Source organism: Pseudomonas sp. ARP3, from assembly GCF_001029595.1.
GTDB classification, from domain to species: Bacteria; Pseudomonadota; Gammaproteobacteria; order Pseudomonadales; family Pseudomonadaceae; genus Aquipseudomonas; species Aquipseudomonas rhodesiae.
The window spans coordinates 106,052-132,442 of record NZ_LEKF01000012.1; the positions used below are offsets into that span (position 1 = coordinate 106,052).

General features: G+C 60.3%; 27 protein-coding genes. 15 read left to right on the forward strand and 12 right to left on the reverse strand.

The window, feature by feature from the left end; all coding sequences use genetic code 11:
* Positions 1–206: 206 nt before the first annotated feature.
* Positions 207–1,433, reverse strand: coding sequence for a gephyrin-like molybdotransferase Glp (glp, locus tag ABX75_RS15635; RefSeq protein WP_047882254.1), 1,227 nt, complete (start codon positions 1,431–1,433; stop codon positions 207–209).
* Complete coding sequence (moaB, locus tag ABX75_RS15640) at positions 1,417–1,956, reverse strand: molybdenum cofactor biosynthesis protein B (protein WP_034096624.1); 540 nt, start codon at positions 1,954–1,956, stop codon at positions 1,417–1,419. The genes glp and moaB overlap by 17 nt, the downstream gene beginning before the upstream one ends.
* Positions 1,957–2,032: 76 nt before the next feature.
* Between moaB and mobA the strand changes: the two genes are divergently transcribed.
* Positions 2,033–2,635: a molybdenum cofactor guanylyltransferase MobA gene (mobA, locus tag ABX75_RS15645; protein ID WP_034096623.1), complete on the forward strand. Its 603-nt coding sequence runs from the start codon at positions 2,033–2,035 to the stop codon at positions 2,633–2,635.
* An 80-nt stretch (positions 2,636–2,715) separates the two neighbouring features.
* Entirely contained in the window at positions 2,716–2,937 is a 222-nt protein-coding gene (locus ABX75_RS15650; protein WP_034096622.1) for a YgdI/YgdR family lipoprotein, read from the forward strand.
* Positions 2,938–2,993: 56 nt separating this feature from the next.
* Here the strand turns inward: ABX75_RS15650 and ABX75_RS15655 are convergent, their stop codons facing one another.
* The 3 genes from ABX75_RS15655 to ABX75_RS15665 form a co-directional block, all read right to left on the reverse strand.
* Complete coding sequence (locus tag ABX75_RS15655; protein WP_034096621.1) at positions 2,994–3,884, reverse strand: pseudouridine synthase; 891 nt, start codon at positions 3,882–3,884, stop codon at positions 2,994–2,996.
* A gap of 72 nt (positions 3,885–3,956) precedes the next feature.
* Positions 3,957–4,292: a hypothetical protein gene (locus tag ABX75_RS15660; protein ID WP_034096620.1), complete on the reverse strand. Its 336-nt coding sequence runs from the start codon at positions 4,290–4,292 to the stop codon at positions 3,957–3,959.
* A 74-nt stretch (positions 4,293–4,366) separates the two neighbouring features.
* The gene (locus ABX75_RS15665; RefSeq protein ID WP_047882255.1) at positions 4,367–4,603 is read right to left on the reverse strand and encodes a glutaredoxin family protein; all 237 of its coding nucleotides are present in this window, start codon (positions 4,601–4,603) and stop codon (positions 4,367–4,369) included.
* Positions 4,604–4,770: 167 nt separating this feature from the next.
* Between ABX75_RS15665 and ABX75_RS15670 the strand changes: the two genes are divergently transcribed.
* Positions 4,771–6,501, forward strand: a complete 1,731-nt coding sequence (locus ABX75_RS15670; RefSeq protein ID WP_034096618.1) for a monovalent cation:proton antiporter-2 (CPA2) family protein — start codon at positions 4,771–4,773, stop codon at positions 6,499–6,501.
* Here the strand turns inward: ABX75_RS15670 and ABX75_RS15675 are convergent.
* Positions 6,488–7,696, reverse strand: a complete 1,209-nt coding sequence (locus ABX75_RS15675; RefSeq protein WP_040266256.1) for an ammonium transporter — start codon at positions 7,694–7,696, stop codon at positions 6,488–6,490. The genes ABX75_RS15670 and ABX75_RS15675 overlap by 14 nt on opposite strands.
* Before the next feature lie 346 nt (positions 7,697–8,042).
* Between ABX75_RS15675 and ABX75_RS15680 the strand changes: the two genes are divergently transcribed.
* The 8 genes from ABX75_RS15680 to ABX75_RS15715 all read left to right on the forward strand — a co-directional run bounded on the left by ABX75_RS15680 (position 8,043) and on the right by ABX75_RS15715 (position 16,853).
* Positions 8,043–8,357, forward strand: coding sequence for a YqjD family protein (locus tag ABX75_RS15680; RefSeq protein ID WP_034096616.1), 315 nt, complete (start codon positions 8,043–8,045; stop codon positions 8,355–8,357).
* Positions 8,358–8,360: 3 nt separating this feature from the next.
* Positions 8,361–8,750: a phage holin family protein gene (locus tag ABX75_RS15685; protein WP_034096615.1), complete on the forward strand. Its 390-nt coding sequence runs from the start codon at positions 8,361–8,363 to the stop codon at positions 8,748–8,750.
* Positions 8,747–9,088, forward strand: a complete 342-nt coding sequence (locus ABX75_RS15690; RefSeq protein ID WP_034096614.1) for a hypothetical protein — start codon at positions 8,747–8,749, stop codon at positions 9,086–9,088. Before ABX75_RS15685 ends, ABX75_RS15690 begins: the two co-directional genes overlap by 4 nt.
* 104 nt (positions 9,089–9,192) lie before the next feature.
* Positions 9,193–10,356 carry an EAL domain-containing protein gene (locus ABX75_RS15695; RefSeq protein WP_034096613.1) on the forward strand — a complete coding sequence of 388 codons (1,164 nt, stop codon included), beginning with the start codon at positions 9,193–9,195 and terminating at the stop codon, positions 10,354–10,356.
* A gap of 71 nt (positions 10,357–10,427) precedes the next feature.
* Complete coding sequence (locus ABX75_RS15700; protein WP_034096612.1) at positions 10,428–11,759, forward strand: deoxyguanosinetriphosphate triphosphohydrolase; 1,332 nt, start codon at positions 10,428–10,430, stop codon at positions 11,757–11,759.
* 170 nt (positions 11,760–11,929) lie between these two features.
* A complete protein-coding gene (locus tag ABX75_RS15705; RefSeq protein WP_034096611.1) occupies positions 11,930–12,325 on the forward strand; it encodes a response regulator in 396 nt (131 codons plus the stop codon).
* A 257-nt stretch (positions 12,326–12,582) separates the two neighbouring features.
* Positions 12,583–13,209 carry a response regulator transcription factor gene (locus ABX75_RS15710; protein ID WP_034096610.1) on the forward strand — a complete coding sequence of 209 codons (627 nt, stop codon included), beginning with the start codon at positions 12,583–12,585 and terminating at the stop codon, positions 13,207–13,209.
* An 8-nt stretch (positions 13,210–13,217) separates the two neighbouring features.
* Complete coding sequence (locus ABX75_RS15715; protein ID WP_047882256.1) at positions 13,218–16,853, forward strand: transporter substrate-binding domain-containing protein; 3,636 nt, start codon at positions 13,218–13,220, stop codon at positions 16,851–16,853.
* A gap of 24 nt (positions 16,854–16,877) precedes the next feature.
* On the opposite strand, the gene ABX75_RS15720 is transcribed toward ABX75_RS15715, so the two are convergent.
* Both ABX75_RS15720 and ABX75_RS15725 read right to left on the reverse strand, forming a co-directional pair.
* Complete coding sequence (locus ABX75_RS15720; protein WP_034096608.1) at positions 16,878–17,360, reverse strand: GAF domain-containing protein; 483 nt, start codon at positions 17,358–17,360, stop codon at positions 16,878–16,880.
* Positions 17,357–18,247, reverse strand: coding sequence for an ATP-binding protein (locus ABX75_RS15725; RefSeq protein WP_034096607.1), 891 nt, complete (start codon positions 18,245–18,247; stop codon positions 17,357–17,359). Before ABX75_RS15725 ends, ABX75_RS15720 begins: the two co-directional genes overlap by 4 nt.
* A 163-nt stretch (positions 18,248–18,410) precedes the next feature.
* On the opposite strand from ABX75_RS15725, the gene ABX75_RS15730 reads away from it, so the two are divergent.
* Positions 18,411–20,720: a response regulator gene (locus ABX75_RS15730; protein ID WP_047882257.1), complete on the forward strand. Its 2,310-nt coding sequence runs from the start codon at positions 18,411–18,413 to the stop codon at positions 20,718–20,720.
* Here the strand turns inward: ABX75_RS15730 and ABX75_RS15735 are convergent.
* The 3 genes from ABX75_RS15735 to msrB form a co-directional block, all read right to left on the reverse strand.
* Entirely contained in the window at positions 20,674–21,165 is a 492-nt protein-coding gene (locus ABX75_RS15735) for a MarR family winged helix-turn-helix transcriptional regulator (RefSeq protein WP_034096605.1), read from the reverse strand. The genes ABX75_RS15730 and ABX75_RS15735 overlap by 47 nt on opposite strands.
* Positions 21,162–21,647: a glutathione peroxidase gene (locus tag ABX75_RS15740; RefSeq protein ID WP_034096604.1), complete on the reverse strand. Its 486-nt coding sequence runs from the start codon at positions 21,645–21,647 to the stop codon at positions 21,162–21,164. The genes ABX75_RS15735 and ABX75_RS15740 overlap by 4 nt, the downstream gene beginning before the upstream one ends.
* Before the next feature lie 150 nt (positions 21,648–21,797).
* Positions 21,798–22,190 (reverse strand): peptide-methionine (R)-S-oxide reductase MsrB, encoded by a 393-nt coding sequence (gene msrB / locus ABX75_RS15745; protein WP_034096603.1) that lies wholly within the window; start codon positions 22,188–22,190, stop codon positions 21,798–21,800.
* A gap of 202 nt (positions 22,191–22,392) precedes the next feature.
* On the opposite strand from msrB, the gene ABX75_RS15750 reads away from it, so the two are divergent.
* Positions 22,393–23,604 (forward strand): pyridoxal phosphate-dependent aminotransferase, encoded by a 1,212-nt coding sequence (locus ABX75_RS15750; protein ID WP_034096602.1) that lies wholly within the window; start codon positions 22,393–22,395, stop codon positions 23,602–23,604.
* A gap of 303 nt (positions 23,605–23,907) precedes the next feature.
* Complete coding sequence (htpX, locus tag ABX75_RS15755; protein WP_034096601.1) at positions 23,908–24,795, forward strand: protease HtpX; 888 nt, start codon at positions 23,908–23,910, stop codon at positions 24,793–24,795.
* A gap of 58 nt (positions 24,796–24,853) precedes the next feature.
* Here htpX and ABX75_RS15760 read toward each other — a convergent pair whose 3' ends face one another.
* Positions 24,854–25,510 (reverse strand): thiopurine S-methyltransferase, encoded by a 657-nt coding sequence (locus ABX75_RS15760; RefSeq protein ID WP_034096600.1) that lies wholly within the window; start codon positions 25,508–25,510, stop codon positions 24,854–24,856.
* A 103-nt stretch (positions 25,511–25,613) separates the two neighbouring features.
* On the opposite strand from ABX75_RS15760, the gene ABX75_RS15765 reads away from it, so the two are divergent.
* Positions 25,614–26,381: a class III extradiol ring-cleavage dioxygenase gene (locus ABX75_RS15765; protein ID WP_034096599.1), complete on the forward strand. Its 768-nt coding sequence runs from the start codon at positions 25,614–25,616 to the stop codon at positions 26,379–26,381.
* Positions 26,382–26,391: the final 10 nt, after the last annotated feature.

The window sequence follows — 26,391 nt, forward strand, 5'->3', positions numbered from 1 at the left end:
AGCCCCCTCCCACATTTTGAGCCGGCTTTTCAGTTGATACCGGGGGAAGCAGTATGGTTCGCGCGGTGCTGCGCCGTATGATCCAGCCCAGGCAATGATTATCAAGGGTGGGAGGGGGCTTGCCCCCGATGGCAGTGATTCAGCCAGCCATTAGGTGACTGTTACTCCGCTATCAGTGTCCTCGCTCCCACACTCAGACTTTTTATTCAGTTGATGACTTCGCTCAGCGGAATGAAGTTGACTCGATCCCCCACATTAAGCGTTGTGCCTTCCAACACCTCCACAAATCCCTCTGCCCACGCCGCGCTGCGCAGCACACCGGAACTCTGGTTGCGATAGATGACCGCGCGGCCCTGCTCGATACGCCCGCGCAGGTACTCGCGGCGGTTGCCCGGCTTGGGCCATTCGAAACCCACCGGAACCTCGAAGCGCAACGGTGTCACGTCGAGTACGCCTAGACGCCGCAGGATGTACGGGCGCGCCAAGAGCGCAAACGTCACCAGGGTAGACGCCGGGTTACCAGGCAGACCGATCACCGGCACACCGCGAAAATGGCCGACCGTCAGCGGCTTGCCTGGCTTGATCGCCAGTTTCCATAACGCCAGCTCGCCCTCTTCACGCAGGGCGACGCCGAGGAAGTCCGCCTCCCCCACCGACACGCCGCCGGTGGACAGGATCAGGTCAACGCTGCCCAACCCGGCCAGACGCCCACGGGTCTGTTCCAGGTCGTCAGGCAGAATCCCGGCATCGATCACTTCACAGCCCATCCGCGCCAGCCAACTGCACAGCACGCGGCGGTTGCTGTTGTAGATCTGCCCCGGTCCCAGGGGCTGGCCCGGCTCGATCAGTTCGTCGCCGGTGGACAGCACCGCCACCCGCAGGCGACGCACCACGGCCAGGCCATCGCAGCCCAAGGACGCGGCCAAGCCCAGCTCGATGGGCCCCAGGCGCGTGCCCGCGTCGAGCACGGTTTCGCCGACGGTGGTTTCCTGGCCCTGGGGGCGGATGTTCTGACCCGTGCGCAGGGGTTCGCTGAAACTCACCCGTTCATCGGCGTGGACCACGGCGTTTTCTTGCATCTCCACGCAATCGGCGCCGGCGGGGACCGGCGCACCGGTGAAAATCCGCGCGCAGGTTCCTGCCGCCAGGGGCTGCGGCGCCTGACCGGCGAAGATACGTTGGCTAACCACCAGCGGCTCGCCGGTCCAGTCAGAGAGGCGCACGGCGTAGCCATCCATGGCACTGTTGGGCCAGGGCGGCAGGTCGAGGGTGGAGATCAGCGCATGCGCGAGTACGCGACCGTCGCAGCCGGCCAGGGGCAACGTCTCCTGCTCGCGAATCGGCGTGGCGTCGGCCAGGTCCAGCAGCTGTTGCAGCGCCTGCTCTACCGGCATGAGGGCGCCGGCCTTGCCGGGCTTACCCACGGGATTCACAAGGTTCAGCCAGTTTGAGGTGCGGGACGAAGTTGCACGGGCGATGGCGGTTGTCCAACTGCTCGGCGAGGATGCCGTCCCAACCGGTGCGCACCGCATTGGTGGAGCCCGGCAGGCAGCACACCAGGGTGCCGTTGGCCAGACCAGCCAGCGCGCGGGATTGCACGGTGGAGGTGCCGATATCAGCCACGGATATCTGGCGGAACAGCTCACCAAAGCCGTCGACCTGCTTGTCCAGCAGACAGCTCACCGCTTCGGGGGTGCTGTCGCGGCCGGTAAAGCCAGTGCCGCCGGTGATCAACACCACTTGCACCACGTCTTCGGCGATCCAGTGGGCAACCTGGGCGCGGATCTTGTAGAGATCGTCCTTGAGCAGCACGCGCTCGGCCAGGCGATGGCCGGCGGCGGTCAGACGGTCGACGAAGACTTGGCCCGAGGTGTCGGTATCCAGGGTGCGGGTGTCACTAACGGTCAATACAGCGATATTCAGGGGTACAAAAGGCGCATCAACCTTGGCTTTCATGGCACGGTCCGGTTGTCGAAGGAACAGCCCGGTGTTATATCACAGGCCCTCCTTTGCTTGCCGCTGCGGAACCACCATGTCCTTTGATTCGTGCCCTTTGCCCTGTTCGATTCTATTGCTGTCCGGTGGCCGCGGCCAACGCATGGGCGGCCAGGACAAAGGCTTGCTAACCTGGCGCGGACAGCCGCTGATTGCGCACTTGCAGGGCTTGGTGCGCGGGCTGACCGACGACTTGATCATCTCCTGCAACCGCAACCAAGACCGTTACGCGGCATACGCCGATCACCTAGTAAACGACGACAGCGCGGACTTCCCCGGGCCGCTCGCCGGTATCCGCGCCGGCCTCGCCGCCGCGCGCCATGAGCACTTGCTGGTGTTGCCCTGCGATGTGCCGCACATCGACGCGCGCCTGCTGGCCGACCTGCGTGACACGGCCCGACGCACCCCGCAGTCGCCGGTGATGGTGCGCCATGGGGAATTCTGGGAACCCTTGATCTGCATCATCCCAACGCACCTCAGGAACGCGGTAGAACAAGCCTGGCACGCTGGCGAGCGCAGCCCGCGCAAGATCCTCCTGCAACTGGGTGGCGTGGGCCTGGAATGCCCGGCGAATGATCCACGCCTGGCCAACTTGAACACACCCGAACTGTTGCACCAGAAGTCTGACGTGTCAGAATGAACTTTCGTACAAGGAACTTTGGCGACGCCTTACGCGTCACAAGGTCAGCAATTTCAAAGAATTCTCTTGGAGACACACCCATGACTCAACGGACCATCGCCGCTTTCATGCTCGCCCTGGGCCTCGCTACCCTCGCCGGTTGCGCCTCGCCTACCGTGATCACCCTGAATGACGGTCGTGAAATCCAGGCCGTCGACACCCCGAAATACGATGAAGATTCGGGCTTCTACGAATTCGAACAGCTGGACGGCAAGCACACCCGTATCAATAAAGACCAGGTTCGCACCGTTAAAGACCTGTAAGTCTTAAGCGTTTGCCCACAAGGCCCGCCTCGCGCGGGCCTTGTCGTTTCCGGGGCTTACCAATCGAGGGTGATGCGGCTGCGAAAGTCGCGCGTCTGGCCGGTAACCGGGTCGACAAAACGCACACCCTGGGCCAGCAGTTTAAGTGGGTTGGCGTAGTCGTCCACGGCGTCCTTGAGCACGTCGGGGTAAAACGGGTCATTGCAGATACTCGCCCCCAGCGCGGTCATGTGCACGCGCAACTGGTGCTTCTTGCCGGTGACCGGGAACAGGCCGTAACGCCATAGCTCGCCATGTTTTTCGCGAACCTCCACCGCGGTTTCGGTGTTGCTGACACCGGGACCTTCCTGCATGCGAAAGAAGGGCTCACCGTCCACCAGACGACTTTTGTGTACCAAGGGAAAGGTGAGATCCGGCAGCGCGGGGGCAATGGCTTCGTAAAATTTATCGATCTTGCGCGTAGGAAACAGCTGCTGATACGCCGCGCGGCTGTGGGGGTTGGCCGAGAACAGCACCAGCCCCGCGGTGTGCCGGTCGATACGATGCAGGGGCACCAGCGACGGGTTGTCCAGGCGACGAATCAGGCGGCGCAACAGCGTCTGTTCGACGTATTCGCCGGCCGGCGTCACGGGTAGGAAGTGCGGTTTATCGGCCACCACCAAGTGTTCGTCGGCATACAGAATAGTTTCCTGCACCGGGATGACCTTTTCGTTGGGCACCTCGCGAAAATAGTAGATGCACAGGCCTTCCCTGTAGGCCAGATCTTGCTGGATGGGGTCGCCGTTGATGTCCAGCACGCGACCGCGAGCGATGCGGTCCAACCAGTGTTCGCGGCTGATCGCGGGGAAGTGCGTGCACAGACAGTCCAGCACCGTAGCCCAAGGGCCCGGTGGCAGATACAAGGTGCTGGCCTGGTGCTGGGACGCGGAAAAACCGGAAGTGGACATGAAGACGCTCGAAGCCTGGGAAAATCGGCGGGCATTATCCCGCATGGAGCGGGATCGAGCCTAGGGCGGATCTCAGGCCTTGGCTAATTCAGCGCGCAGGATCGGCGAGGCACTGGCCGCTTCGGTGAACTCCTTGAGCCAACGCAACACGTCCACCGCCTCCCAACGCCCCGGATCGTAGAGGGCGTACAGCAAGCCTTGGTAACCCACCACGTCCAACTGCTTGTGATAGCCGGCACGCTGAAACAGCGCTTCGATCTCGGCAAAGCAGGTATTGAAATGCACTTTGTTGAACGGCGTCTTACCTTCCGTGACCAGACCGTCCAGGCGCAGCTCGTTCACTGCATCGCGCACGATGTCGGCGGACATGCGATTGACGCTGCTTTTCAGTTGTTCAACATTCACCACGGGCGTTCCCTCTATTCCATCGCTGTACAAACATACAGTAGCGCAATATTTGGAAACCCGCCATCGCCATGACGTCAGAGAAGGAAGGCGACCACCTGGTCGGTGTCGAACGGCCAGTCCAGTTCCGCGCCCGTGTCTGCCCGTCGAAGCACCGGAATCCGTAGGCCGTAGACCTCGGTCAAGTCCTCGGGATCGGTGATATCCACCAACTCAACCTGCAACCCATGTTCGACGAGCGGCATGATTTCGGCTTCGGCAAACTCACACAGGTGGCAACCCAGGGTGCCGAACAGCTGGCATTCAGGAAGCATGACGAATGGGCCTGATCAGAATAAGGTGGGTCATTCTAAGCCTGCTTACCGAGGGTGGCGAGTTGTGCATGCCGCCCCAAAAAGACCTGACCCAAGTCACCATGGCCTATAACTGATTCAGCCATTCTCGCGGCTTTTTGTCCGCTGACCCTGTAACGGAGAGGTTTGTGTTCGCCAACCTGCTGATCATTCTGGCGTCATCCCTGGTGGTGATCGCCCTGTTTCGCCGGCTGCAATTGCCGCCCGTGTTGGGCTATCTGTGCGTAGGCCTGGCCGTGGGGCCCACCGCGCTGGATTGGGTGAACGATAGCGAAGAGCTGCCCGATCTCGCCGAGCTGGGGGTAGTGTTTCTGCTGTTTTCCCTGGGCCTGGAATTTTCCCTGAACAAGATGCTCGCCCTGCGCCATGTGGTGTTTGGCCTGGGCAGCTTGCAGGTACTGGGGTGCGGCGCGCTGCTGGGGGCCACATTGATGCTACTGGGGGTGGCGCCCGGAATTGCGCTGTTGCTCGGCGCGGGGTTGGCGCTGTCGTCCACGGCCATCGTCAGCAAGGAGTTGGGCAGCCTTGGCGAGATTTTCAGCAGCCATGGCCAGAATGCGATTGGCGTGTTGCTGTTTCAGGACGTGGTTGCAGTGTTACTGCTGACGCTGGTGCCGGTGTTCGCCGGCAGCAGCGATCAGGCCTGGTACCTGGCGTTGCCGCTGACCTTGGGCAAGACCGTAGTGCTGTTTATCGGCCTGCTGCTTGCCAGCCGCTGGCTGTTGCCGCGCCTGTTCCGTGAGGTCGCCGCGTCCCACTCGGCGGAGCTGTTTGTGTTGCTGGCCCTGGTGATTGTGCTACTGACCGCTTGGCTCACCCATTTGCTCGGCCTCTCCCCTGCCCTGGGCGCGTTCCTGGCCGGGATGTTGCTGGGTGAAAGCCATTACCGCCATCAGATCGAAGCGGATATCCGACCATTTCGCGACATCCTGCTGGGCTTGTTTTTCGTCAGCATCGGCATGCTGATCGACCTGCAATTGTTCCTCAGCCACAGCCTGTTGATCCTCGGCATGACCCTCACGCTGATGCTGATCAAGGGCTGCGTGGTCGCCGTGCTGGTCAAACTGCGCGGCAGCGACATGGAAACCGCCTGGCGCAGCGGCCTGGCCCTGGCTCAGGGCGGCGAGTTCTGCTTCGCCTTGATGGCACAGATGCAGCAGAGCCGGCTGATCCCGGATCAATTCAACGGCCTGCTGCTCGCCGCAACGTTTTGCTCGATGCTGCTCACCCCCCTGCTATTGCGCGCCGCGCCGGCCATCGCCCTGCGCCTGCATCGCAAACCCAATCAGCAGGTGCAACTGGAGACCATCACCGCGCTCAATGCGCAGCTGCGCAACCATGCGGTGATCTGCGGTTACGGGCGCGTGGGACAGTCCATCGGGCGCTTTCTGCGTCGCGAGCAACAAGCATTCATCGCTCTGGATGATGACCCGGAACGGGTTCAGGAAGCGGCGACCGAAGACAGCAGCGTGCATTACGGCGACTGCCGGCGCGGCGCCCTGCTCAGCGCAGTGGGCATAGAGCGCGCGCGATTGGTGGTGATTGCTGTAGATAACAGCGATGTCGCGCTGGTGGTGCTTAAAGAGGCGCGCCGTATCAACGCCCAGGTGCCGATCCTGGTGCGCACCCGCGATGATAGCCAGTGGGCCGAACTGAAAGCAGCGGGCGCCACTGAAGTGGTGCCCGAGTTATTGGAGTCGAGCCTGATGCTCGCCTCCCACGCCTTGCTCCTGCTGGGCCTGCCGGATCAACAGGTGCAGGCGCGCGTTGATGAAGTGCGGCAAAACCGCTATCGCCTGCTGCACGGCTTTCACGCACCGCCCAGCGACAACGATGAGGCGCCGATCAATCCTGACTGACCGCACCGATCTTGTGGATCGACAGGTCCGCGCCGTAGTACTCCTGCTCCTGGCTCAGACGCAGCCCGTGCACGCGCTTGATCACGCCGTACACCAACAGGCCGCCGCCGAACGCCACCGCCACACCGAGGGCGGTGCCGATCAACTGGCTGGCCAGGCTCACGCCGCCCAGCCCGCCAAGGGCCGTCTGGCCAAAGACCCCGCAGGCAATTCCACCCCACACGCCGCACAGGCCATGCAACGGCCACACACCCAGCACGTCGTCGATCTTCCAGCGATCCTGGGCCGCGATAAAACACCACACGAACAAACCGCCGGCCACCACGCCGGTGACCAATGCGCCCACCGGGTGCATCAGGTCGGAACCAGCACAGATCGCCACCAATCCGGCCAACGGCCCGTTATGCAGAAAACCAGGGTCGTTGCGACCGATCACCAGGGCAGCCACGGTGCCGCCGACCATCGCCATCAGCGAGTTGACCGCCACCAGACCGCTGACGCCGTTAAGGGTCTGCGCGCTCATCACGTTAAAGCCAAACCAGCCGACGATGAGAATCCACGAACCCAGCGCCAGGAACGGAATGCTCGACGGCGCGAACGCCACCAGCCGCCCCTCGCGATAGCGACCGTTGCGCGGGCCCAGCAGCAACACCGCCGCCAGCGCCAGCCAACCGCCCATGGCATGCACCACCACCGAGCCGGCAAAGTCATGGAAACCGGCACCGAAAGTGCTGAGCAACCAGGCCTGCAGACCGAAATTACCGTTCCACACCAACCCTTCGAAAAATGGGTAAATGAAGGCCACGATCAACGCGGTGGCGCACAACTGCGGCGCGAATTTCGCACGCTCGGCAATGCCCCCGGAGATGATCGCCGGAATTGCCGCGGCGAATGTCAGCAGGAAGAAGAACTTCACCAGACCGTAGCCATGATCGGCACTGATCACCGCCGCCGGCTGCATAAAGCTCACGCCGTAGGAGATCCAATAGCCTATAAAGAAGTAAGCCAGGGTCGAGATCGCGAAATCGCTGAGGATCTTCGACAGCGCGTTGACCTGGTTTTTCTGACGCACCGTACCGACTTCCAGAAACGCGAAGCCGGCGTGCATGGCCAGGACCATGACCGCGCCGATCAGAATAAACAGGGTGTTGGAGCTATGGACGAGGGTGTCCACCGCACTTTGTAGAGTGTCCATGGAAGCTGGCAGGCCTGTAGTCAGGGCAAAAAGCACCAAAGCGGTTCAAGCCAGAAATCCGCGCACTAAATTGGAACCGGCGGAACCACCCCTCTGTTGGGGGCATGAACCGCTTTAGCGCAGCGAACATCACAATAGGCCGTTGCCGACAGGGTTTTTCCGCGGGTTTAAGTGTTTTAGGGTAAGGTTTTTCAAGGCATTGGCCTCGACCGCCCGGATTCAGCGCAGGCCGTGGGGCCCGCGCACCAAGCCAAAGCAAAAGCTGTACCAGGCAATCGCAATGAACCTTCACCGACGCCGGTGACTCGAAACCACACGCACCGATCAGCCAATCACGGAGATACCCATGGCCAGAACCACTGCAAAGACTGCTCAAGAAATACTGATGGCGGATTTTCAAACCCTGGTCAGCGACACCGAAAAGTTGCTGGACGACACCGCTATCCTCGCCGGCGACCAGGCCGATGAACTGCGCAGCAAGATTCACGAGAGCCTGCTCAAGGCCCGTGAAACCCTGCAATTGACCGAAGACTCCCTGCGCGAACGCGGCCAGGCGGCGGTCACCGCAACGGAAGATTACGTGCAGGCCAACCCTTGGCAGTCCATCGGTATTGCCGCCGGCGTGGGCTTTCTGATCGGTCTGCTGGCTACAAGGCGCTAAATTATGTCTATCGGCGAAAGTGGCTCGTCTACGGGCGCAAGTTCTACCTCACGACGCCTGGGCGCTGCCGTTCTAGGCTTGCTGCACAGCCACGTCGAACTGTTCGGCATCGAGTTGCAGGAACAGAAAGCCCGCACCGTCAGCCTGCTGCTGTTCGCAGGCCTTGCCCTGGTGTTCGCTTTGCTGTTGCTGGTGGGGTTGTCGACTCTGGTGATGATTCTGGTGTGGGACACCGGCTACCGCCTGACAGGGATCATCTGCCTCTGCGTGTTTTATAGCCTGGCCGCCGCGTTCTGCGGGGTACGCTTGAAAGCCGCGGTGTTCGATGAATCCACACCGTTCCATGCCACCCTCGAAGAGTTGGCCAATGACCGGGAGCGCCTGCTGCCATGAGCCTGACTGAAGTTCCGCAATCCACCACCCGGCGAGAAATGCGCAAGGCCTTGATCCGCCTGCGCATGGAAATGCACCGCCAGGAAATCCGCCACGAATCCCAGCAGTTGCTCACGCCCCTGCATAAGATGCGCGACATGCGGCATAACTGGCAGGAGAACCTGGGCATCAAGCACGCGCCGCTGTGGGGCGTGGCGGCGGTGACGCTGATGGGCTTCCTCACTGGCAAGGGCGCCAAGGGCGGCAGTATCAGCAGCGTGACGCGTCTGGTGCGCCTGGGTGCGGGTTTGATCCCGTTGATCAAACTGGCCATGCAAGGGCGTTCGCGCAAAGACTGAGCTGCGCCGGCCCTCGCTGGCTGCATTCTTGCTAACAGAATCGGCCCGGCCTCTTGTTCACGAGGGGCGGGCCTTTTTTTCGCCACCTCTCTTAAGGAGGCCTTGTGATCGACGGGCAACCGCTCGCCTGCTTCCAGCCTTTCATCGATACCGCCACCGGCCGCATTGCCGGCGTGGAAGCCTTGGGTCGCCTGCGCCTGGCTGACGGTCGCCTGCAGTCCGTAGGCCCGCTGTTCGCCGACCCGCGTACCTCCGGCGTAGCTCTGCGACGACTCGACCGGCAGCTGCGCGATAACGCCCTGAGCCGGCTGCATGAGGCGCCTGAAGACTGGTTCCTGAGCCTGAACATCTCACCGCGCTGGATCAACCGCCTGCGTCCGGGCCAGCCGTTGCCGAGCCTGAAACAGATCCACAGCCACGGCGTGGACCCGCAGCGCATCGTGTTCGAGATCACCGAACTGGGGGGCGACATCAGGCGCCTGGCAGAGGTTGTGGCGCGCTACCGTGAGGCGGGCGCGCGGATCGCCATCGATGACTTCGGCGCCGGCTATTCCCAGCTGGACCGGGTGCTCGCGTTGCAACCGGACATTCTCAAACTAGACATGCGTCTGTTTCAGGAGGCCGCGCGCGGCGGGCCAAGCAGCGAGGTGGTGCGCGCGTTGGCACAAATGGCGGAAAAGACCGGTTGCTGGATCATCGCCGAAGGCGTGGAAACTGAAGCGCAACTGAACTTCGCCCTGGAGTGCGGCGCCCGGTACGTACAAGGTTACTTGTTTGCCCAAGCCCAGTTGGACTGGTTCGCCACCGACGCCTTCGTGCCACGCTTTGCTCAACTGCGCACCGCTTACGTCCAACAGAAACTGGCGGAACGCGGGCGCATCATGCAGTTGCGCCAGCAAATGGCCGAGCTGATGAGCATCCTGCAAAGCTGGGCCCAGGCCAAGGCACCGTTGAGCCAGTTACCGCAATTGCCCGCATTCCCCTGGCTGCTGCGCTTTTATCAGTGCGACCGCCACGGCACCCAACTGACGCCCAATTTCGAGTGGCGCCAGGACGCCTGGCAGAGTGATAGCCGCTACCTTGGCCACAACTGGTCGTGGCGGCCGTACTTTTATCATCTGCTCGCCGAAGGTTGGGAGGAGCGCCGCTTGACGCTGTCTTCGACCTACCGCGATGCCACCACCAACCAGTACTGCCTCACCGCCGGACAATTCTTTGATAACGGTCAGCGCTTACTGTTAATCGATATCGACGCCGCCGGCCTGTAGATTTTCGCTTGCCCCGCCGCGGCGGAACCGGGAAGCTGGGCGGGTCATTCACCGCACGGAGAGTACCCGCCTTGGATTGGCCCACCCTGCTGACCCGCGAACGTCTTGGAAAACCACTGCACAGCCCGGAAGAATTGGGCCGCAGCCCGTTCCATAAAGATCACGACCGCATTATTTTCTCCGGCGCGTTTCGTCGCCTGGGTCGCAAGACGCAAGTGCATCCCGTGTCGAGCAACGACCATATCCACACCCGTTTGACCCACTCGCTGGAAGTCAGCTGCGTCGGCCGCTCCCTGGGTATGCGCGTGGGCGAGACCCTGCGCAGCGCCCTGCCCGACTGGTGCGATCCCAGCGACCTGGGCATGGTGGTGCAGTCGGCCTGCCTGGCCCATGACATCGGTAACCCGCCGTTCGGGCACTCAGGCGAAGACGCTATCCGCCACTGGTTTCAACAAGCGGCCGGCCGCGGCTGGCTGGACGACATGAGCAGCGCCGAGCGCAATGACTTCCTCAACTTCGAAGGCAATGCCCAAGGCTTCCGCGTGCTCACTCAATTGGAATACCACCAGTTCGACGGCGGCACTCGGCTGACGTACGCCACCCTAGGCACCTACCTCAAATACCCCTGGACCGCCCGCCACGCCGACTCCCTGGGCTACAAGAAGCACAAGTTCGGCTGCTACCAGAGCGAGTTGCCGATTCTGGAACAGATCGCCCACAAACTCGGACTGCCGCAACTGGAGGACCAACGGTGGGCGCGTCACCCGCTGGTTTATCTGATGGAGGCCGCGGATGACATCTGCTACGCCTTGATCGACCTGGAAGACGGCCTGGAAATGGACTTGCTGGAGTACGCCGAAGTCGAGTCGTTGCTGCTCGATTTGGTTGGCGACGACCTGCCGCAAACCTACCGTCAATTGGGGCCGCAGGACTCACGCCGGCGCAAACTGGCGATCCTGCGCGGCAAGGCCATCGAGCACCTGACCAACGCCGCGGCGCGCGCGTTCGTCGATCAGCAGGATGCTTTGCTGGCCGGCACCCTGCCCGGCGATCTGGTCGAACATATGCACGGTCCGGCCAAACGCTGTGTGTTGGACGCCAAAGACATGGCGCGCAAGAAAATCTTCCAGGACAAGCGCAAGACGCTGCACGAAATCGGCGCTTACACCACCCTGGAAATTCTCCTGAATGCGTTCTGCGGCGCCGCACTGGAGCAACATGGCGGGCGCACGCCGTCCTTCAAGAACCGGCGCATTCTCGATTTGCTCGGCAACAACGCACCGGACCCGGCATGGCCGCTGCACACGTCGTTCCTGCGCATGATCGACTTCATCGCCGGCATGACCGACAGCTATGCCACTGAAATGGCACGAGAGATGACCGGTCGCTCCAGCCCTCAATAACCGCCCGATCAAGCCGCCTGCCGATTGAGCAGAATCTGCCTACACACGGAACAGAGCGGCCTGATCGAATTCGCACAGATACACGGGGAATAATCGCGCCCGCTCCGGGCACAGTCATCGAACAGCTCCTACATGCCCCCCTTCGACGCTTGACTCATCGTGTACTTTTTATGCCCAGTAACCCTCTTTGCATCCTGTTGGTGGAGGATCATCCTTTTCAACTGCTCGCCACTCAGTGTCTGCTTCGCAGCTTCGGCTTCGAGCGGCTGACACCATGCGAAAACGCCGCGCAGGCCGTCCATCTGATGACCCAGGCGCACATGCCTTTCGACATCCTTCTGTGTGATCAATGCCTACCCGATCTACCGGGGCTGGAGCTGATTGAAATCGCCAGCCGTCAACGCTTTATCAACGCCGCCATCCTGCTCAGCGGGCTGCCCATCGCAGAGCTGTCGGCGTTGCATGTTCAGGCACTGGAGCGTGGTTTGCCCATGCTCGGTTACTTGTCAAAGCCATTGAACAAAGAAGAACTTTCACAGTTGCTCTTTCCATTACCCGCCTTATAAAAACAAGTCTTGCAACCCTGTAGACCGACCAAGATCATGGCACCTGCTCCTTCTAATCACCTGGTGCCCGGATTAAACCGAAATAACAGCGAAACGTTGTCATCTCGCTTCACAAATCCTTAGCAACCAGTAGGCTTTTACCTTTTTTGATGTAGGAACTTTCCTGTTTTATATTTGCTCCCCCTCCACTTCATGCTCCTGCATCCGCTTCTGAGCTAATGTGCCCGCTTTATTTGCACTTGCACGGAAACGTAAACATGAACACCGTTTTTATAATTGATGATCATCCGGTTATAAGGCTCGCCATCCGAATGTTGTTGGAGCACGAGGGCTACAAAGTAGTGGGCGAAACCGATAATGGATGCGACGCCATACAAATGGTCCGTGAGTGCCAACCGGACCTGATCATTCTGGATATCAGCATTCCAAAACTCGACGGGCTTGAAGTGCTCTGCCGCTTCAATGCCATGAACACTTCAATGAAGACCTTGGTGCTGACGGCTCAATCTCCAACCCTGTTCGCCACCCGCTGCATGCGCTCGGGCGCCGATGGCTATGTGTGCAAAGAAGGGGATCTGAGCGAGTTGCTCAGCGCCATCCGTGCCGTGTTATCAGGTTACAACTACTTTCCCAGCCAGGCTTTGAATGCCAATGGGGCGGACACCACGGTTTCAAAGGAACTTGAACTATTCAAAGCGGTAAACGATCGCGAACTGATGGTATTGCAACTTTTTGCACAAGGGCGGACTAACAAGGAAATCGCCAAAGGTATGTTCTTGAGTAACAAAACAGTAAGCACCTATAAAAAGCGGCTCATGCAAAAACTTCAAGCCAAATCCTTGGTAGAACTTATCGAGATGGCAAAACGAAACGCGCTAGTGTGAGAAAGCGGATGCCCAGGCGTATAAAGGACTATCTGATTTTATTGAGTGCCGGTTTGTGCTTCAGCATTGCCGTGCCTGCCGCCCCTCCAACGGGCCCGGAATATTTCAATTTATTGAGTCGTGCAGGCTCGGTACAACTGGAAACCCACCTGAACAAGGCTCAACGCCAATGGCTGCAGAACAAACGCGAACTGGTACTGGGCACTGCGGCCCCTGACTACCCCCCTTTTGATCTCACCTCCAGCGGCCGCGATTACGAGGGCCTCACCGCCGACTACGCCGGGCTGCTGGCCAAGGCGCTGGCATTGCCGATCAAAGTGGTGCGCTACCCCTCCCGAGAGGCGGCCATTCGCGCCCTTGAGTCCGGGGAGATCGACTTGCTGGGCTCTTCCAACGGGTTCGAAGCCGCCAACCCCAACCTCACCCTGTCAGAACCCTACGCGGTGGATCAACCGGTGCTGGTCACCCGCGAGGGCGAAACGCGCAGCCTCAGCGAGGGCTTGGCGGGGATGCGCCTGGCCCTGGTCTATCACTACTTGCCTCTGAGCGAAGTGGAAAAGCTCTACCCCAACGCGGTCATCCGCGCCTATCCCTCTTACCAGAATGCGTTGAATGCAGTGGCGTTCGAACAGGCGGACGTGTTTCTCGGCGATACCATTTCCACCCATTACCTGATCAACAAGGGCTACCTGAAGAACGTGCGCATGGCCAATTTCGGTAAGCACGAAGCCTACGGCTTCAGCTTTGCCCTGCCGCAGCACCAGCACATCCTGCTGAGCATCGTCGACTCCGTCCTGATGGCTGTGCCCATCTCCGAGCGAGAAACCATTGCCAAGCGCTGGAGTGCCGGCAGTGACATTCTGTTGACCGATCAGAAGCTGCAACTGACCCCGCGCGAGGAGCGTTGGCTGAAAGACAACCCAGTGGTCAAAGTCATCGCGAACGAAACCTTCGCACCGCTGACATTCTTCGATGCAGACGGCAACTTCCGCGGCATCACCGCCGACCTGCTGGAACTGATTCGCCTGCGCACCGGCTTACGCTTCGAGATCCAGCGCGGACGCAATGTGAACGAGATGATCGAGCAGGTGGAGGCCGGCGAAGCAGATGTCATCGGCGCGATCGCCCCCAGCCTGCAACGCGAAGGACAGTTGAACTTTACCCGCCCCTACCTGGAAAACTCCTACGTCATGTTGACGCGCAAGGAAGACCAGGCGCCCACCAGTCTGGAGCAAATGGCTGGCAAACGCGTGGCGGTAACTCAAGGCAGCCCGCCGATCAAATTCCTGCGCGAGCACTTTCCGCAGATTCAACTGGTAGAAACGGGGGACACGTTCAAGGCAACCGAACTCCTTGCACAAGGCCATGTGGAGGGTGCGGTCAATACCCTGGTGGTCGCCAACTATTTCCTGTCTTCACCGATATTCCAAGATAAGGTCCAGACCAGTTTCAGCATTGGCACCACGCCGGCCACCTTTGCCTTGGCAACGTCCCGGGGGGCCACCGAACTCAGCTCGATTCTCGACAAGGCTCTGCTCAGCATCGCTCCGGACGAGCTGGGGGTGATCAACAGTCGCTGGCGCGGCTATACCGCCGCCTCCGACAGCTACTGGCGCAATTATCATCAATTGATTGCGCGCATCATCATCGGCACCGGCCTGTTGCTGCTGATTTCCCTGACCTGGAACGCCTACATGCAGCGCCAGATCAAGCACCGCAAAATGGCTGAGCGCGCTCTCAATGACCAGTTCGAATTCATGCGCGCCCTGGTCAACGAAACGCCGCACCCAATTTACGTGCGCGACCGCAAGGGCCTGCTGCAGACCTGCAACGACAGCTACCTGCAGGCGTTCGACGTCAAGCGCGAAGAGGTGATCGGCAGGAGTGCGATGCAGATCAGCACCGCCATGGCGGAAGAGGCCGCGCAATACCACGCCGATTATCAGCGTGTGGTGGCTGAGGGCAACCCGCTGATCCTGGATCGCGCCCTGCACATACGCGGTAAAAAACTCACGATCTATCACTGGATCTTGCCGTATCGCGATTCCGTCGGCGAAGTCCAGGGCATCATCGGCGGCTGGATCGACATCAGCGAGCGACGCCAATTGTTCGACGAACTGCGTGCCGCCAAAGAACGTGCGGACGAGGCCAATCGCGCCAAAAGTACGTTCCTGGCGACCATGAGCCATGAAATCCGAACGCCCATGAACGCAGTGATCGGCATGCTCGAATTGACGCTCAAGCGCGCGGACCAGGGCCACCTCGACCGCCCAGCCATCGAAGTGGCCTATAACTCGGCCAAGGACCTGCTGGAGCTGATCGGCGACATCCTCGATATCGCGCGGATCGAATCCGGCCGCCTGAGCCTGGCGCCGGAACGTGTGAACCTGCGGGAAGTGATCGAATCGGTGGTACGTGTGTTCGACGGCCTGGCCCGCCAGAAAACCCTCAGCCTGATACTGGAGTTCAAAACTGACCTGGACGACACCGAAGTGTTGATCGACCCGCTGCGCTTCAAGCAGGTGCTGTCGAACCTGATCAGTAACGCGATCAAGTTCACCGAGCGCGGTCAGGTCAAAATCAAGGTGGACGTGCTGCCCACCGATCTTGCCCAGCAAGTCGAGATGAAACTGGTAGTGGAAGACACCGGCATCGGCATCAGCCGCGACGATCAGATGCGCTTGTTCGAACCCTTTGCCCAAGCCGACAACTCTGGGCAACTGGCCAGGAGCGGCGCCGGCCTGGGTTTGGTGATCTGCCGCAGCCTGTGCGCCATGATGGGCGGGCAATTGAGCCTGAGCAGCGTGCCCATGGTCGGCACCCAGGTGCATGTGAACCTCAAGATGACACGCCTGCAGCCTGAGCTGGCCGAGGACGAACACCAACCCGAAAGGCCGACCACCGCGCCAGTGCTCAATGTGCTGGTGGTGGACGATCATCCGGCGAACCGCCTGTTGATGTGCCAGCAACTCGGCTATCTAGGCCATCAGTTCACCGCAGCGCAAAACGGCGCGGCGGGTTTCCAGGCCTGGCGTCAGGAGCGTTTCGACCTGGTGATCGCCGACTGCAATATGCCCATCATGAATGGCTATGAACTGAGTCGTTCGATCCGCGAGTACGAACAGCGTGAAGGCCTGACGCCCTGTGTGGTACTGGGCTTTACCGCCAACGCCCAACCCGAGGAGAAGCAACGTTGCGCACAGGCAGGCATGAACGATTGCCTGTTCAAGCCCATCAGCCTCACGGCTCTGGAACGGCATTTGGCGCAGATCGGCACGCACCCTGCCGACCAGATCCTAGACCTCGGTAATTTCGAGGCCCTGACCGGCGGCGATCCACAGATGAGCCGACGCCTGCTGGAAGAACTGCTCAACAGCAGCCGCCAGGACCGTCAGGAGCTGATCGCCCTGATGAACGCGCAGGCCTCCTATGAGCAGATCACCGAACAGGCCCACAAGATCAAGGGCGCCGCCCGCATCGTTCAGGCCAATGCGCTGGCGTCACAGTGTGAAACCCTCGAACAGGCCTGCGGCCGCGATGATGATCGGTCTTCGATCGACGCCGGTGTGAAGGCCCTCGCAAAGCTGATGCTGGAGTTGGAGAGGATGCTGCAGGTGCAGCTTCACGCGCTGGATAACCCATAAGGGGGCGGGTTCGCCCCTCTGGCATCAGCAGTCGGTCAAGCGCAGAAAAATCGCCGCCAATTGCTCGATGCCCTGCTGGTCCTGTTGGGTAAAACGGGCCATCAAAGGGCTGTCGAGGTCAAGAACACCAATCAATTGGCCGTTCTTGACCAGCGGGACCACCAGCTCACTGTTGGAGGCGCTGTCACAGGCAATATGCCCAGGGAAGGCATGCACATCCTCGACGCGCTGGGTTTGGCGCGAGGCTGCTGCTGCACCGCAGACGCCCTTCCCGAACGGAATACGCACACAGGCGATCTGCCCCTGGAACGGGCCGAGCACCAGTTCTTCATTGCGATTGAGGTAAAAACCAGCCCAGTTCAAGTCATCCAGTTGGTTGAACAGGAACGCAGAAAACTGGGCACTGTTGGCGATAAAGTCGCGCTCATCGGCTAACAGCGACTCCAGCTGCGCGCAGAGCATGGCATAGCCATCCAGGCCAGTACCGGCGTGTTGCAAATCGATCATGGTTGACGCTCCAACAATTTGAGGCCCACCCAGTAACGGGCGAATTGATACGCGCAACGTCCGTTGCGGTTGCCGCGCCCGGTGGCCCAGCGCACGGCGAGAATATCGAGCGCTTCGTCACGCTGCCATTGCAAACCGGCTTTGCTGGCCAGTTCGCCGATCCAATGCTCCACCACATCCAGGAAATGTTCCTGGGTGAACGGGTAGAACGACAGCCACAAGCCAAAGCGGTCGGACAAGGCAATCTTGTCCTCCACGGCTTCGCTGGGGTGCAGTTCGCCGTCCACGCGCTTCCAGTTATCGTTGTCGCTCTGGTTTTCCGGCACCAAATGGCGACGGTTGGAGGTGGCATAGAGCAGCACATTTTCCGGCGCCTGTTCCAGGGAACCGTCCAGCACGCTTTTAAGCACGCGGTAGTCGCCCTCTCCGGCCTCGAACGACAGATCATCACAGAACAGGATAAAGCGCTGCGGCAGTTTGAGCAGTTGCTCGACTACACGTGGCAGATCGGCCAAGTGATCACGCTCGATTTCGATCAGGCGCAAACCGGCGTTGGCATGCTGGGCCAGCAGGGCACGCACCATGGACGACTTGCCGGTGCCGCGCGAACCCCACAGCAGCGCATGGTTGGCGGGCAGGCCGTCGAGAAACTGCTGAGTATTGCGCGCCAGTTGCTCGCGCTGCTTGTCGACGCCGATCAAGTCGGACAGGCGCATGTCCAGACTGACCTCCAGCGGCAACAGAAACCCGGTGCGCCCCTCGCGTTGCCAGCGCGCGGCCAGGCACTGGTTCCAGTCGATGGCCTGTCGGGGCGCTGGCAGCAGGGGTTCCAGGCGGGCAAGTACTGCATCGGCCCGCTCAAGAAAGGCATTCAATCGAGAATCCACGATTATTCCTCTGGCAAGTTCTTGCAAAAGATGGCGTATTGGCAACCCTGCGACAGACCGCAAGGGGCTGCGTATAAAACGATTTATGCCGGGCAGGCCAGAGCCTGTGGATGTTCAGCTATGCTTGCCGGGCGAAGGGAAACGTGAAGTGGTTCAACACTCGATGGATATCAAGTTCGCCCACCGCTTGTCTTATAAACAAGCCCGATTGACTGTGCTGGTCGGTTTCGTCTTGGGAACCTTGCTCAGTCTGATCCAAATCGGCATTGATTATGCCAGCGAAGACGCATCCATCAACCGTGAAATTCGCTCGCTGATCGAAATCAGCCATAACCCGGCATCGCGTATTGCCTACAACATCGACGCCGAGCTGGCGCAGGAACTGACCTTGGGCCTGCTGCACTCCCCCGCCATCATTCGCGCGCAGTTGATCGACAACAACGGCCTGGTGCTGGCCGATGTAAAACGGCCGCGCAAGGAAAGCACCTACCGCGCCCTCAGCGACCTGATGTTTGGCGCCAATCGCCAATTTGAGGACCGGCTCTACCTGAGCCATATGCCCAACGACTCACTGGGTGTGCTGCGTCTGGACGTCGATACCTACGCTTTCGGCAGCCGCTTCCTGCGGCGCGCCGAGATCACACTGCTCAATGGCTTTGTGCGCAGCCTGCTGCTGACCGGCATCCTGTTGGGGCTGTTCTATGTGATGCTGACCAAACCACTGGTACGCATCATTGGTGAATTGAGCACGCGCAAACACACGCGTCTGGACTGCCCGCCCGGGCACGAAAATGACGAAATCGGCGTACTGGTCACCGTGGCCAACCAGCAATTCGAAAACATGCAGACTGAAATCCAGCAGCGCCGCCACGCCGAAGACCGGCTGACCGAATACCTGGGCCAACTGGAAGATATCGTCTCCGCTCGTACCCTGGAACTCAAGGCCAGTAACCAGCGGCTGAGCCAGTCCAACGACGAGTTGGAGGCGGCCAAAATGCATGCCCTGGGCATGGCTCAGGCCCGCGCGGCGTTCCTGGCGAACATGAGCCACGAGATCCGCACCCCGCTCAACGGCTTGCTGGGCATGATCGCGCTGTCGCTGGACAGCAGCTTGAACGCCGAGCAACGTCAGCAACTGTCCATCGCCCACGATTCGGGCAAAGTGCTGGTGGAGTTGCTCAACGATATCCTCGACCTGTCCAAATTCGATGCCGGCCAGTTGGAACTGGAGCGCATTCCATTCGATTTGGGCGCGCTGGTGGAAGACACCGCCAACCTGCTGTCGCAGAACGCCGCGCCAAGCGTGGAGCTGACCTGCCTGATCGACCCGAGGTTTCCGGCCCAAGTGCTGGGCGACCCGACGCGCGTGCGGCAGATCGTCAGCAACTTGCTGTCCAACGCCCTCAAGTTCACCCGCTTCGGGCGCGTAGATGTGCGTCTCAGCGTTCAGGAGGGCAAGGTCCACATTGAAGTCTGCGACACCGGCATCGGCATCGCGCAGGAAGCTCAGGTAAAAATTTTCCAACCGTTTACCCAGGCCGGCGCCGGCATCACTCGCCAGTTTGGCGGTACGGGCCTGGGCCTGGCACTGACGCGAAACCTGTGTGAAGCCATGCAGGGGCGCTTGAGCATCAGCTCGGAGGTCGGCTTTGGCAGCCAATTCTGCGCCGAGCTGCCGCTGCCGGCACATTTGCCGGCGGTGCAGCCGCCGCCGCTCAGCGGTGACGTAATCGCCATCACCAACGCCAGCAGCGGCCTCACAGAACTGCTGACCACGCTCCTGCCCTACTGGGGGCTGACGCCGCGCTGTTACGCCCAGGACCATGATTTGAGCGGAGAAACCCCGGACCTGCTGATCACTGACTGCCCGGAGTGCCTGTTCCGACTGCGGCCGGGCATTACCGCACCGATTCTGGTGGTAACGGCGTACGGCAACTTTATGCCCAGCGAAGAAGTGGCCGCACTCGCGCCGTTGCAGCAACAGGCCCGCCCCTTGAGCCGCAACGCGCTGTATCAGATTCTGCGACGCACCTTGCGCAGCGATGGGCACCTGATCCTCGATCCGATCCAAGTGGAAGCCGCGCCTGTAGCGCACCGCGCGCGCATCCTGTTGGTGGAGGACAATCCGGTCAACCAACTGGTGGCCAAGGGCATGCTCAGCAAGCTGGGCTGTGATGTGGTCGTGGCCGGCCATGGTGGCGAAGCGCTTAAGTGCCTGGAAGAGCAACACTTCGACATGGTGCTGATGGATTGCAATATGCCGGTGATGGATGGCTACGAGGCCAGTCGGCAGATACGCAGCAGTGGACGCTGGCCGGACCTGCCGATCGTAGCGTTGACCGCCAATGCTATGTCAGAAGAACGCGAACGCTGCCGCGCCGCCGGGATGAACGACTACCTGGCCAAGCCTTTCCGTCGCGAAGAACTCAATGCCCTGCTGGATCTGTGGGTGCCGAAGACGACAGCGCTCTGATCTGCCCCAGCAATTGGTCCAGGCCATCGCGCAGGTCGTCCGCCTGGTTCAGGTCGATGCCGCTGTCGCACAACAGTCGCGTCTTCATCTGGTAAGTCCGCTCGCGCAGATGCACGCCGGCCTCACTCAAGCTCAAATGCACTTCCCGCTCATCCCTGGTACTGCGCTGACGCTGCACCCAAGCCAGTTGTTCAAGACGTTTGAGCAACGGCGTGAGGGTGCCCGAGTCGAGCATCAGACGGTCCCCCAGCGCCTTGACCGTAGGCTGCGCCGGAGGGGCGTCATGCCACTCCCACAGCACCAGCATCACCAGGTATTGCGGGTAGGTCAGGCCCAATGGATCCAGCATCGGCTTGTAGGCACGGGTTACCGCCCGCGAAGCCGCGTAGAGCTTGAAACACAATTGGTTGTCCAGGGCCAGGGACACAACGGGTGGGTTAGTCATTTGAGCAGGGCTTCGATCTCTTGGGTCAAGTCCTGAGGTTTGGTGGTCGGGCCGAAGCGCTTGACCACCTGACCATTGCGACCGATCAGGAACTTGGTGAAGTTCCATTTGATGCCCTTGGAACCCAGCAAACCGGGGGCCTGCTGTTTCAATTGCACAAATAAAGGATGGGCATCGCTGCCATTGACGTCGATTTTCTTGAACAGCGGAAAGCTGACACCGTAGTTCAGCTCACAGAATTCTGAAATCGCCCCTTCGTCACCCGGCTCCTGCTTGCCGAACTGGTTGCAAGGGAACCCCAATACCACCAGCCCCTGATCCTTGTACTGTTGCCAGAGTTGCTCAAGGCCCTTGTACTGCGGGGTGAAGCCGCATTTGCTGGCGGTGTTGACCACCAGGACGGCCTTGCCGGCGAAATCGGCCAAGGTCTTTTGCTCACCCTTGATGGTGGTGCAGGGAATACTCAGCAGGTTGTCGCTCATGGCTGTGCCTCGTGTCGGGGGAAGAGCCCACAACATAGCGAGCGATTCAATTGCACACAACTTAATTGAGCGCATTGATCATGCTCGATCACGTTTATGACTGGGAGCGAGCCATCTCGCCACTCACTCCCGACGCGCTACCTACTCACTTCAACGAGGCACCAGATCCAGGCACACCGAATTGATGCAGTAGCGCAAACCGGTCGGTGGCGGACCATCGGGGAACACATGCCCCAGGTGCGCATCGCACTTGGCGCAGGTGACTTCGGTACGGATCATGCCGTGGCTGACGTCCCGGATCTCGATCATGGCGCTGTCGGCGATCGGCTCATAGAAGCTGGGCCAGCCGCAGCCCGAGTCAAACTTGGCCTTGGAATCGAACAGCGGCTCATTGCAGCAAATGCAGTGGTACACGCCGTCCGTTTTGGTGTCGTTGTACTTGCCGCTGAAAGGTCGCTCGGTACCTTTGAGGCGACATACGTTGTACTGCTCCGGATCGAGCATCGCTTTCCATTCTTCAACGGTTTTCTGCAACTTATCCATCGGTACACCTCGGCAACTGAAAAACCCTGATCTGTGTCTTTTCCATGGATCAGGCGGCACGTATGATTGCGCCTCTTCAAAACGCCAGTCTGGCACCCGCGCTACCGGCATTCAAACGTATTTCTGGGTGCGGGCCTCGCAGCCTTCACAGTACGGTAGTGCCCACACCGTCTGGATCGTTCATTTTCAGGATCACATCGCCATGCAGGTCAGCAAATCGAACAAGCTCGCCAACGTCTGCTACGACATTCGCGGCCCAGTGCTCAAGCACGCCAAACGCCTGGAAGAGGAAGGCCATCGCATCCTCAAGCTGAACATTGGCAACCCGGCGCCGTTTGGTTTCGAAGCGCCGGACGAAATCCTCCAAGACGTGATCCGCAACCTGCCCACCGCCCAAGGCTACAGCGACTCCAAAGGCCTGTTCAGCGCGCGCAAGGCGGTGATGCAGTACTACCAGCAGAAGCAGGTGGAAGGCGTTGGCATCGAGGACATCTACCTGGGCAACGGCGTGTCCGAGCTGATCGTGATGTCCATGCAGGCCTTGCTCAACAACGGCGACGAAGTGCTGGTACCTGCGCCTGATTACCCATTGTGGACCGCCGCCGTGACCCTGGCCGGCGGCCACCCCGTTCACTACCTGTGTGACGAAGGCGCCGACTGGTTTCCGGACCTGGCCGACATCAAGGCCAAGATCACCCCGAACACCAAGGCGCTGGTGATCATCAACCCGAACAACCCTACCGGCGCGGTGTATTCCAAGGAAGTGCTGCTGGGCATGCTCGAACTGGCGCGCCAGCACAACCTGGTGGTGTTCTCCGACGAAATCTACGACAAGATCCTGTACGACGATGCCGTACATGTGTGCACCGCCTCCCTGGCGCCGGACCTGTTGTGCTTGACCTTCAACGGCCTGTCCAAGTCCTACCGCGTGGCGGGTTTCCGCTCCGGTTGGATCGCCATCTCCGGCCCCAAGCACAACGCCCAGAGCTACATTGAAGGCATCGACATACTGGCCAATATGCGCCTGTGTGCCAACGTACCGAGCCAGCATGCGATCCAGACCGCCCTGGGCGGCTATCAAAGCATCAACGACCTGGTGCTGCCACAAGGCCGGCTGCTGGAACAGCGCAACCGCACCTGGGAGCTGCTCAACGCCATCCCCGGCGTCAGTTGCGTCAAACCCATGGGCGCGCTGTACGCCTTCCCACGGATCGATCCGAAAGTCTGCCCGATTCTCAACGACGAGAAATTCGTGCTCGACCTGCTGCTATCGGAAAAACTGCTGGTCGTACAGGGCACGGCATTCAACTGGCCATGGCCGGATCACTTCCGCGTCGTCACCTTGCCGCGCGTGGATGACTTGGAGATGGCCATCGGTCGTATCGGCAACTTCCTGAAGTCTTATCGCCAGTAGTGAAACGTAGCTGTACGGCCGAGATCCGGTCGTACAGCGAGCATCTGGCAACACTTCTATTCCGCCACCCTCCCTACTTACTACGTTAACCTCTCATTTGCCCCCATCCCCCTATAATCATGGGAAAATACGGCAACTAAGGACAGATATCGAGCGGTGTTTCATGTGGGAAAATCCCTTCAAGGCTCTACATTCATGCTGTAGGACACAGTTTGAAATAGTCGCTCGGTTGAATAGCCCCATGACGCACCTTATATACCCCGCAGTACGCAACATATTAAGCATGAGGAGAACTCTACAACCATGATGCGCATCCTGCTGTTTTTGGCCACTAACCTGGCGGTCGTGCTGATTGCCAGCGTCACCCTGAGCCTTTTTGGCTTCAACGGGTTCATGGCGGCCAATGGGGTTGACCTGAACCTCAATCAGCTGCTGATTTTCTGTGCGGTCTTTGGTTTTGCCGGCTCGCTCTTCTCGCTGTTCATCTCCAAGTGGATGGCGAAGATGAGTACCAGCACCCAGGTCATCACTCAGCCCCGTACCCGCCACGAACAATGGTTACTGCAAACCGTTGAACAGCTGTCCCGCGAGGCGGGCATCAAGATGCCTGAAGTCGGAATTTTCCCGGCCTATGAAGCCAACGCCTTCGCGACCGGCTGGAACAAGAACGACGCGCTCGTTGCCGTGAGTCAGGGCATGCTCGAACGCTTCTCGTACGATGAAGTGAAGGCCGTGCTGGCCCACGAGATCGGCCACGTGGCCAACGGTGACATGGTCACCCTTGCACTGGTCCAGGGCGTGGTGAACACCTTCGTGATGTTCTTCGCACGGATCATCGGTAACTTCGTCGACAAGGTGATCTTCAAGAACGAAGAAGGCCGTGGCATTGCCTACTTCGTGGCGACCATCTTCGCGGAAGTGGTACTCGGCTTCCTGGCCAGCGCCATCGTGATGTGGTTCTCGCGCAAACGCGAATTCCGCGCGGACGAAGCCGGTGCACGCCTGGCCGGCACCGGGGCGATGATCGCAGCGCTGCAACACCTGCGCTCCGAACAGGGCCTGCCGGTGCATATGCCGGACAGCCTGACCGCCTTCGGCATCAACGGCGGCATCAAACAGGGCCTGGCTCGCATGTTTATGAGCCACCCACCGCTGGAAGAGCGCATCGACGCCTTGCGTCGTCGCGGCTGACGGCAACCGGCAATACCGAAAAGGGGCGATCTGATCGCCCCTTTTTAGTGGGCGCGATTTACACCCTGGTCAGTCGGTATGCGCGTTCGTCCAGGCGCGGCACGCCGTCCTGCACGAATTTCCAGCTCTCGCCCAGAATGTCTTGCTCCTCCAGCACTTGCAGCGTCCAGTGCGACGCGAGCAACACCCTCACCTCATCCTGCGTGACCGCAAAGGGCGGACCGGCTTTCAGCGCCTGGTCGTAATCCAAGGTGATCAACAGGCCCTCACAGCCCGCACGCAGGCAACGATTCAAGTGCGCTGCATAACGTGCCCGCATCAACGGCGGCAAAGCGATCAACGCGGCACGGTCATACAACGCAGCGCAGTCGGCCAACACCTCGGCGTCCAATGCAAAGAAGTCACCGCACCACACCTCGATCAACCCAGCCTGATACACCGTGAACGCACCATGCTGATGAATTCGCGGGTGCAGCCCCTGCTCACTGAAGAACGTCTGCACAGCCTGTTCCGATAGCTCCACCCCAAGCACCCGATGCCCCAGACTGGCCAGCCATATCAGGTCCAGGCTCTTGCCGCACAGCGGCACCAACACCTGAGCACCGTGAGCTAGGGCCAGTGAGGGCCAATGCCGCAGCAAATAAGGATTGATGTCGGACTGATGAAAGCCGATCTGGTTGGTCGCCCAACGGTCATGCCAAAACTCAGGTTCCATGGATCACCCCAAAAATTCGATCAAATACTGCTAAAACTTATATTAGATTTAGATCAATGATCTGATTGAAGATGGGCCCATGTTAACGCTCAGGACCCTTCAAATGCTCCCTAGCCTGTTTATCTCCCATGGCTCGCCCATGCTGGCCCTGCAACCTGGCGCCAGCGGTCCTGCCCTGCAGCGCCTCGCCGCGCAATTGCCCAGACCGAAGGCCATTGTAGTTGTGTCGGCCCACTGGGAAAGCGAGGAATTACTGGTCAGCGGCAGTGCCGCCCCGCAAACCTGGCACGACTTCGGCGGTTTTCCCCGCGAGCTGTTCGCCGTGCAGTACCCGGCGCCAGGGGACCCGCAGTTGGCCAGCGAAGTTGTCGCATTGCTCCACGCCGACGGCTTGAATGCGAGAGTCGATGAGCGCCGCCCTTTTGATCATGGCACTTGGGTGCCGCTCTCGCTGATGTACCCGGCAGCCGACATTCCCGTGGTGCAAGTTTCCCTGCCCAGCCGTATGGGCCCTGCCCTGCAAACTCGCATTGGCCACGCCCTTGCGGGCCTGCGCAGCCAAGGCGTGCTGCTGATCGGTTCCGGCAGCATCACCCATAACCTGGGTGAACTGGCCTGGCACGCGGGACCGGAGAGTATCGAGCCCTGGGCGCGGGAGTTCCGCGATTGGGTGGTGGATAAACTGGCGGCCAATGATGAAGCGGCCCTGCATGACTACCGTCGCCAGGCGCCCTATGCCGTGCGCAGCCATCCGAGCGACGAACACCTGTTACCGTTGTTCTTCGCGCGTGGCGCCGGCGGCACGTTCGGTGTGGCGCACCAAGGCTTCACGATGGGCGCGCTCGGCATGGACATCTACCGATTCGACTAACCGTAAAGTC

Coding starts and splice junctions, on each gene's coding strand:
- moaB (WP_034096624.1), bottom strand. CDS start 1,956: ATGAAAGCCAAGGTTGATGCGCCTTTTGTACCCCTGAATATCGCTGTA.
- mobA (WP_034096623.1), top strand. CDS start 2,033: ATGTCCTTTGATTCGTGCCCTTTGCCCTGTTCGATTCTATTGCTGTCC.
- ABX75_RS15650 (WP_034096622.1), top strand. CDS start 2,716: ATGACTCAACGGACCATCGCCGCTTTCATGCTCGCCCTGGGCCTCGCT.
- ABX75_RS15655 (WP_034096621.1), bottom strand. CDS start 3,884: ATGTCCACTTCCGGTTTTTCCGCGTCCCAGCACCAGGCCAGCACCTTG.
- ABX75_RS15665 (WP_047882255.1), bottom strand. CDS start 4,603: ATGCTTCCTGAATGCCAGCTGTTCGGCACCCTGGGTTGCCACCTGTGT.
- ABX75_RS15675 (WP_040266256.1), bottom strand. CDS start 7,696: ATGGACACTCTACAAAGTGCGGTGGACACCCTCGTCCATAGCTCCAAC.
- ABX75_RS15680 (WP_034096616.1), top strand. CDS start 8,043: ATGGCCAGAACCACTGCAAAGACTGCTCAAGAAATACTGATGGCGGAT.
- ABX75_RS15685 (WP_034096615.1), top strand. CDS start 8,361: ATGTCTATCGGCGAAAGTGGCTCGTCTACGGGCGCAAGTTCTACCTCA.
- ABX75_RS15690 (WP_034096614.1), top strand. CDS start 8,747: ATGAGCCTGACTGAAGTTCCGCAATCCACCACCCGGCGAGAAATGCGC.
- ABX75_RS15705 (WP_034096611.1), top strand. CDS start 11,930: ATGCCCAGTAACCCTCTTTGCATCCTGTTGGTGGAGGATCATCCTTTT.
- ABX75_RS15710 (WP_034096610.1), top strand. CDS start 12,583: ATGAACACCGTTTTTATAATTGATGATCATCCGGTTATAAGGCTCGCC.
- ABX75_RS15715 (WP_047882256.1), top strand. CDS start 13,218: ATGCCCAGGCGTATAAAGGACTATCTGATTTTATTGAGTGCCGGTTTG.
- ABX75_RS15720 (WP_034096608.1), bottom strand. CDS start 17,360: ATGATCGATTTGCAACACGCCGGTACTGGCCTGGATGGCTATGCCATG.
- ABX75_RS15730 (WP_047882257.1), top strand. CDS start 18,411: ATGGATATCAAGTTCGCCCACCGCTTGTCTTATAAACAAGCCCGATTG.
- ABX75_RS15735 (WP_034096605.1), bottom strand. CDS start 21,165: ATGACTAACCCACCCGTTGTGTCCCTGGCCCTGGACAACCAATTGTGT.
- ABX75_RS15740 (WP_034096604.1), bottom strand. CDS start 21,647: ATGAGCGACAACCTGCTGAGTATTCCCTGCACCACCATCAAGGGTGAG.
- msrB (WP_034096603.1), bottom strand. CDS start 22,190: ATGGATAAGTTGCAGAAAACCGTTGAAGAATGGAAAGCGATGCTCGAT.
- ABX75_RS15750 (WP_034096602.1), top strand. CDS start 22,393: ATGCAGGTCAGCAAATCGAACAAGCTCGCCAACGTCTGCTACGACATT.
- htpX (WP_034096601.1), top strand. CDS start 23,908: ATGATGCGCATCCTGCTGTTTTTGGCCACTAACCTGGCGGTCGTGCTG.
- ABX75_RS15760 (WP_034096600.1), bottom strand. CDS start 25,510: ATGGAACCTGAGTTTTGGCATGACCGTTGGGCGACCAACCAGATCGGC.
- ABX75_RS15765 (WP_034096599.1), top strand. CDS start 25,614: ATGCTCCCTAGCCTGTTTATCTCCCATGGCTCGCCCATGCTGGCCCTG.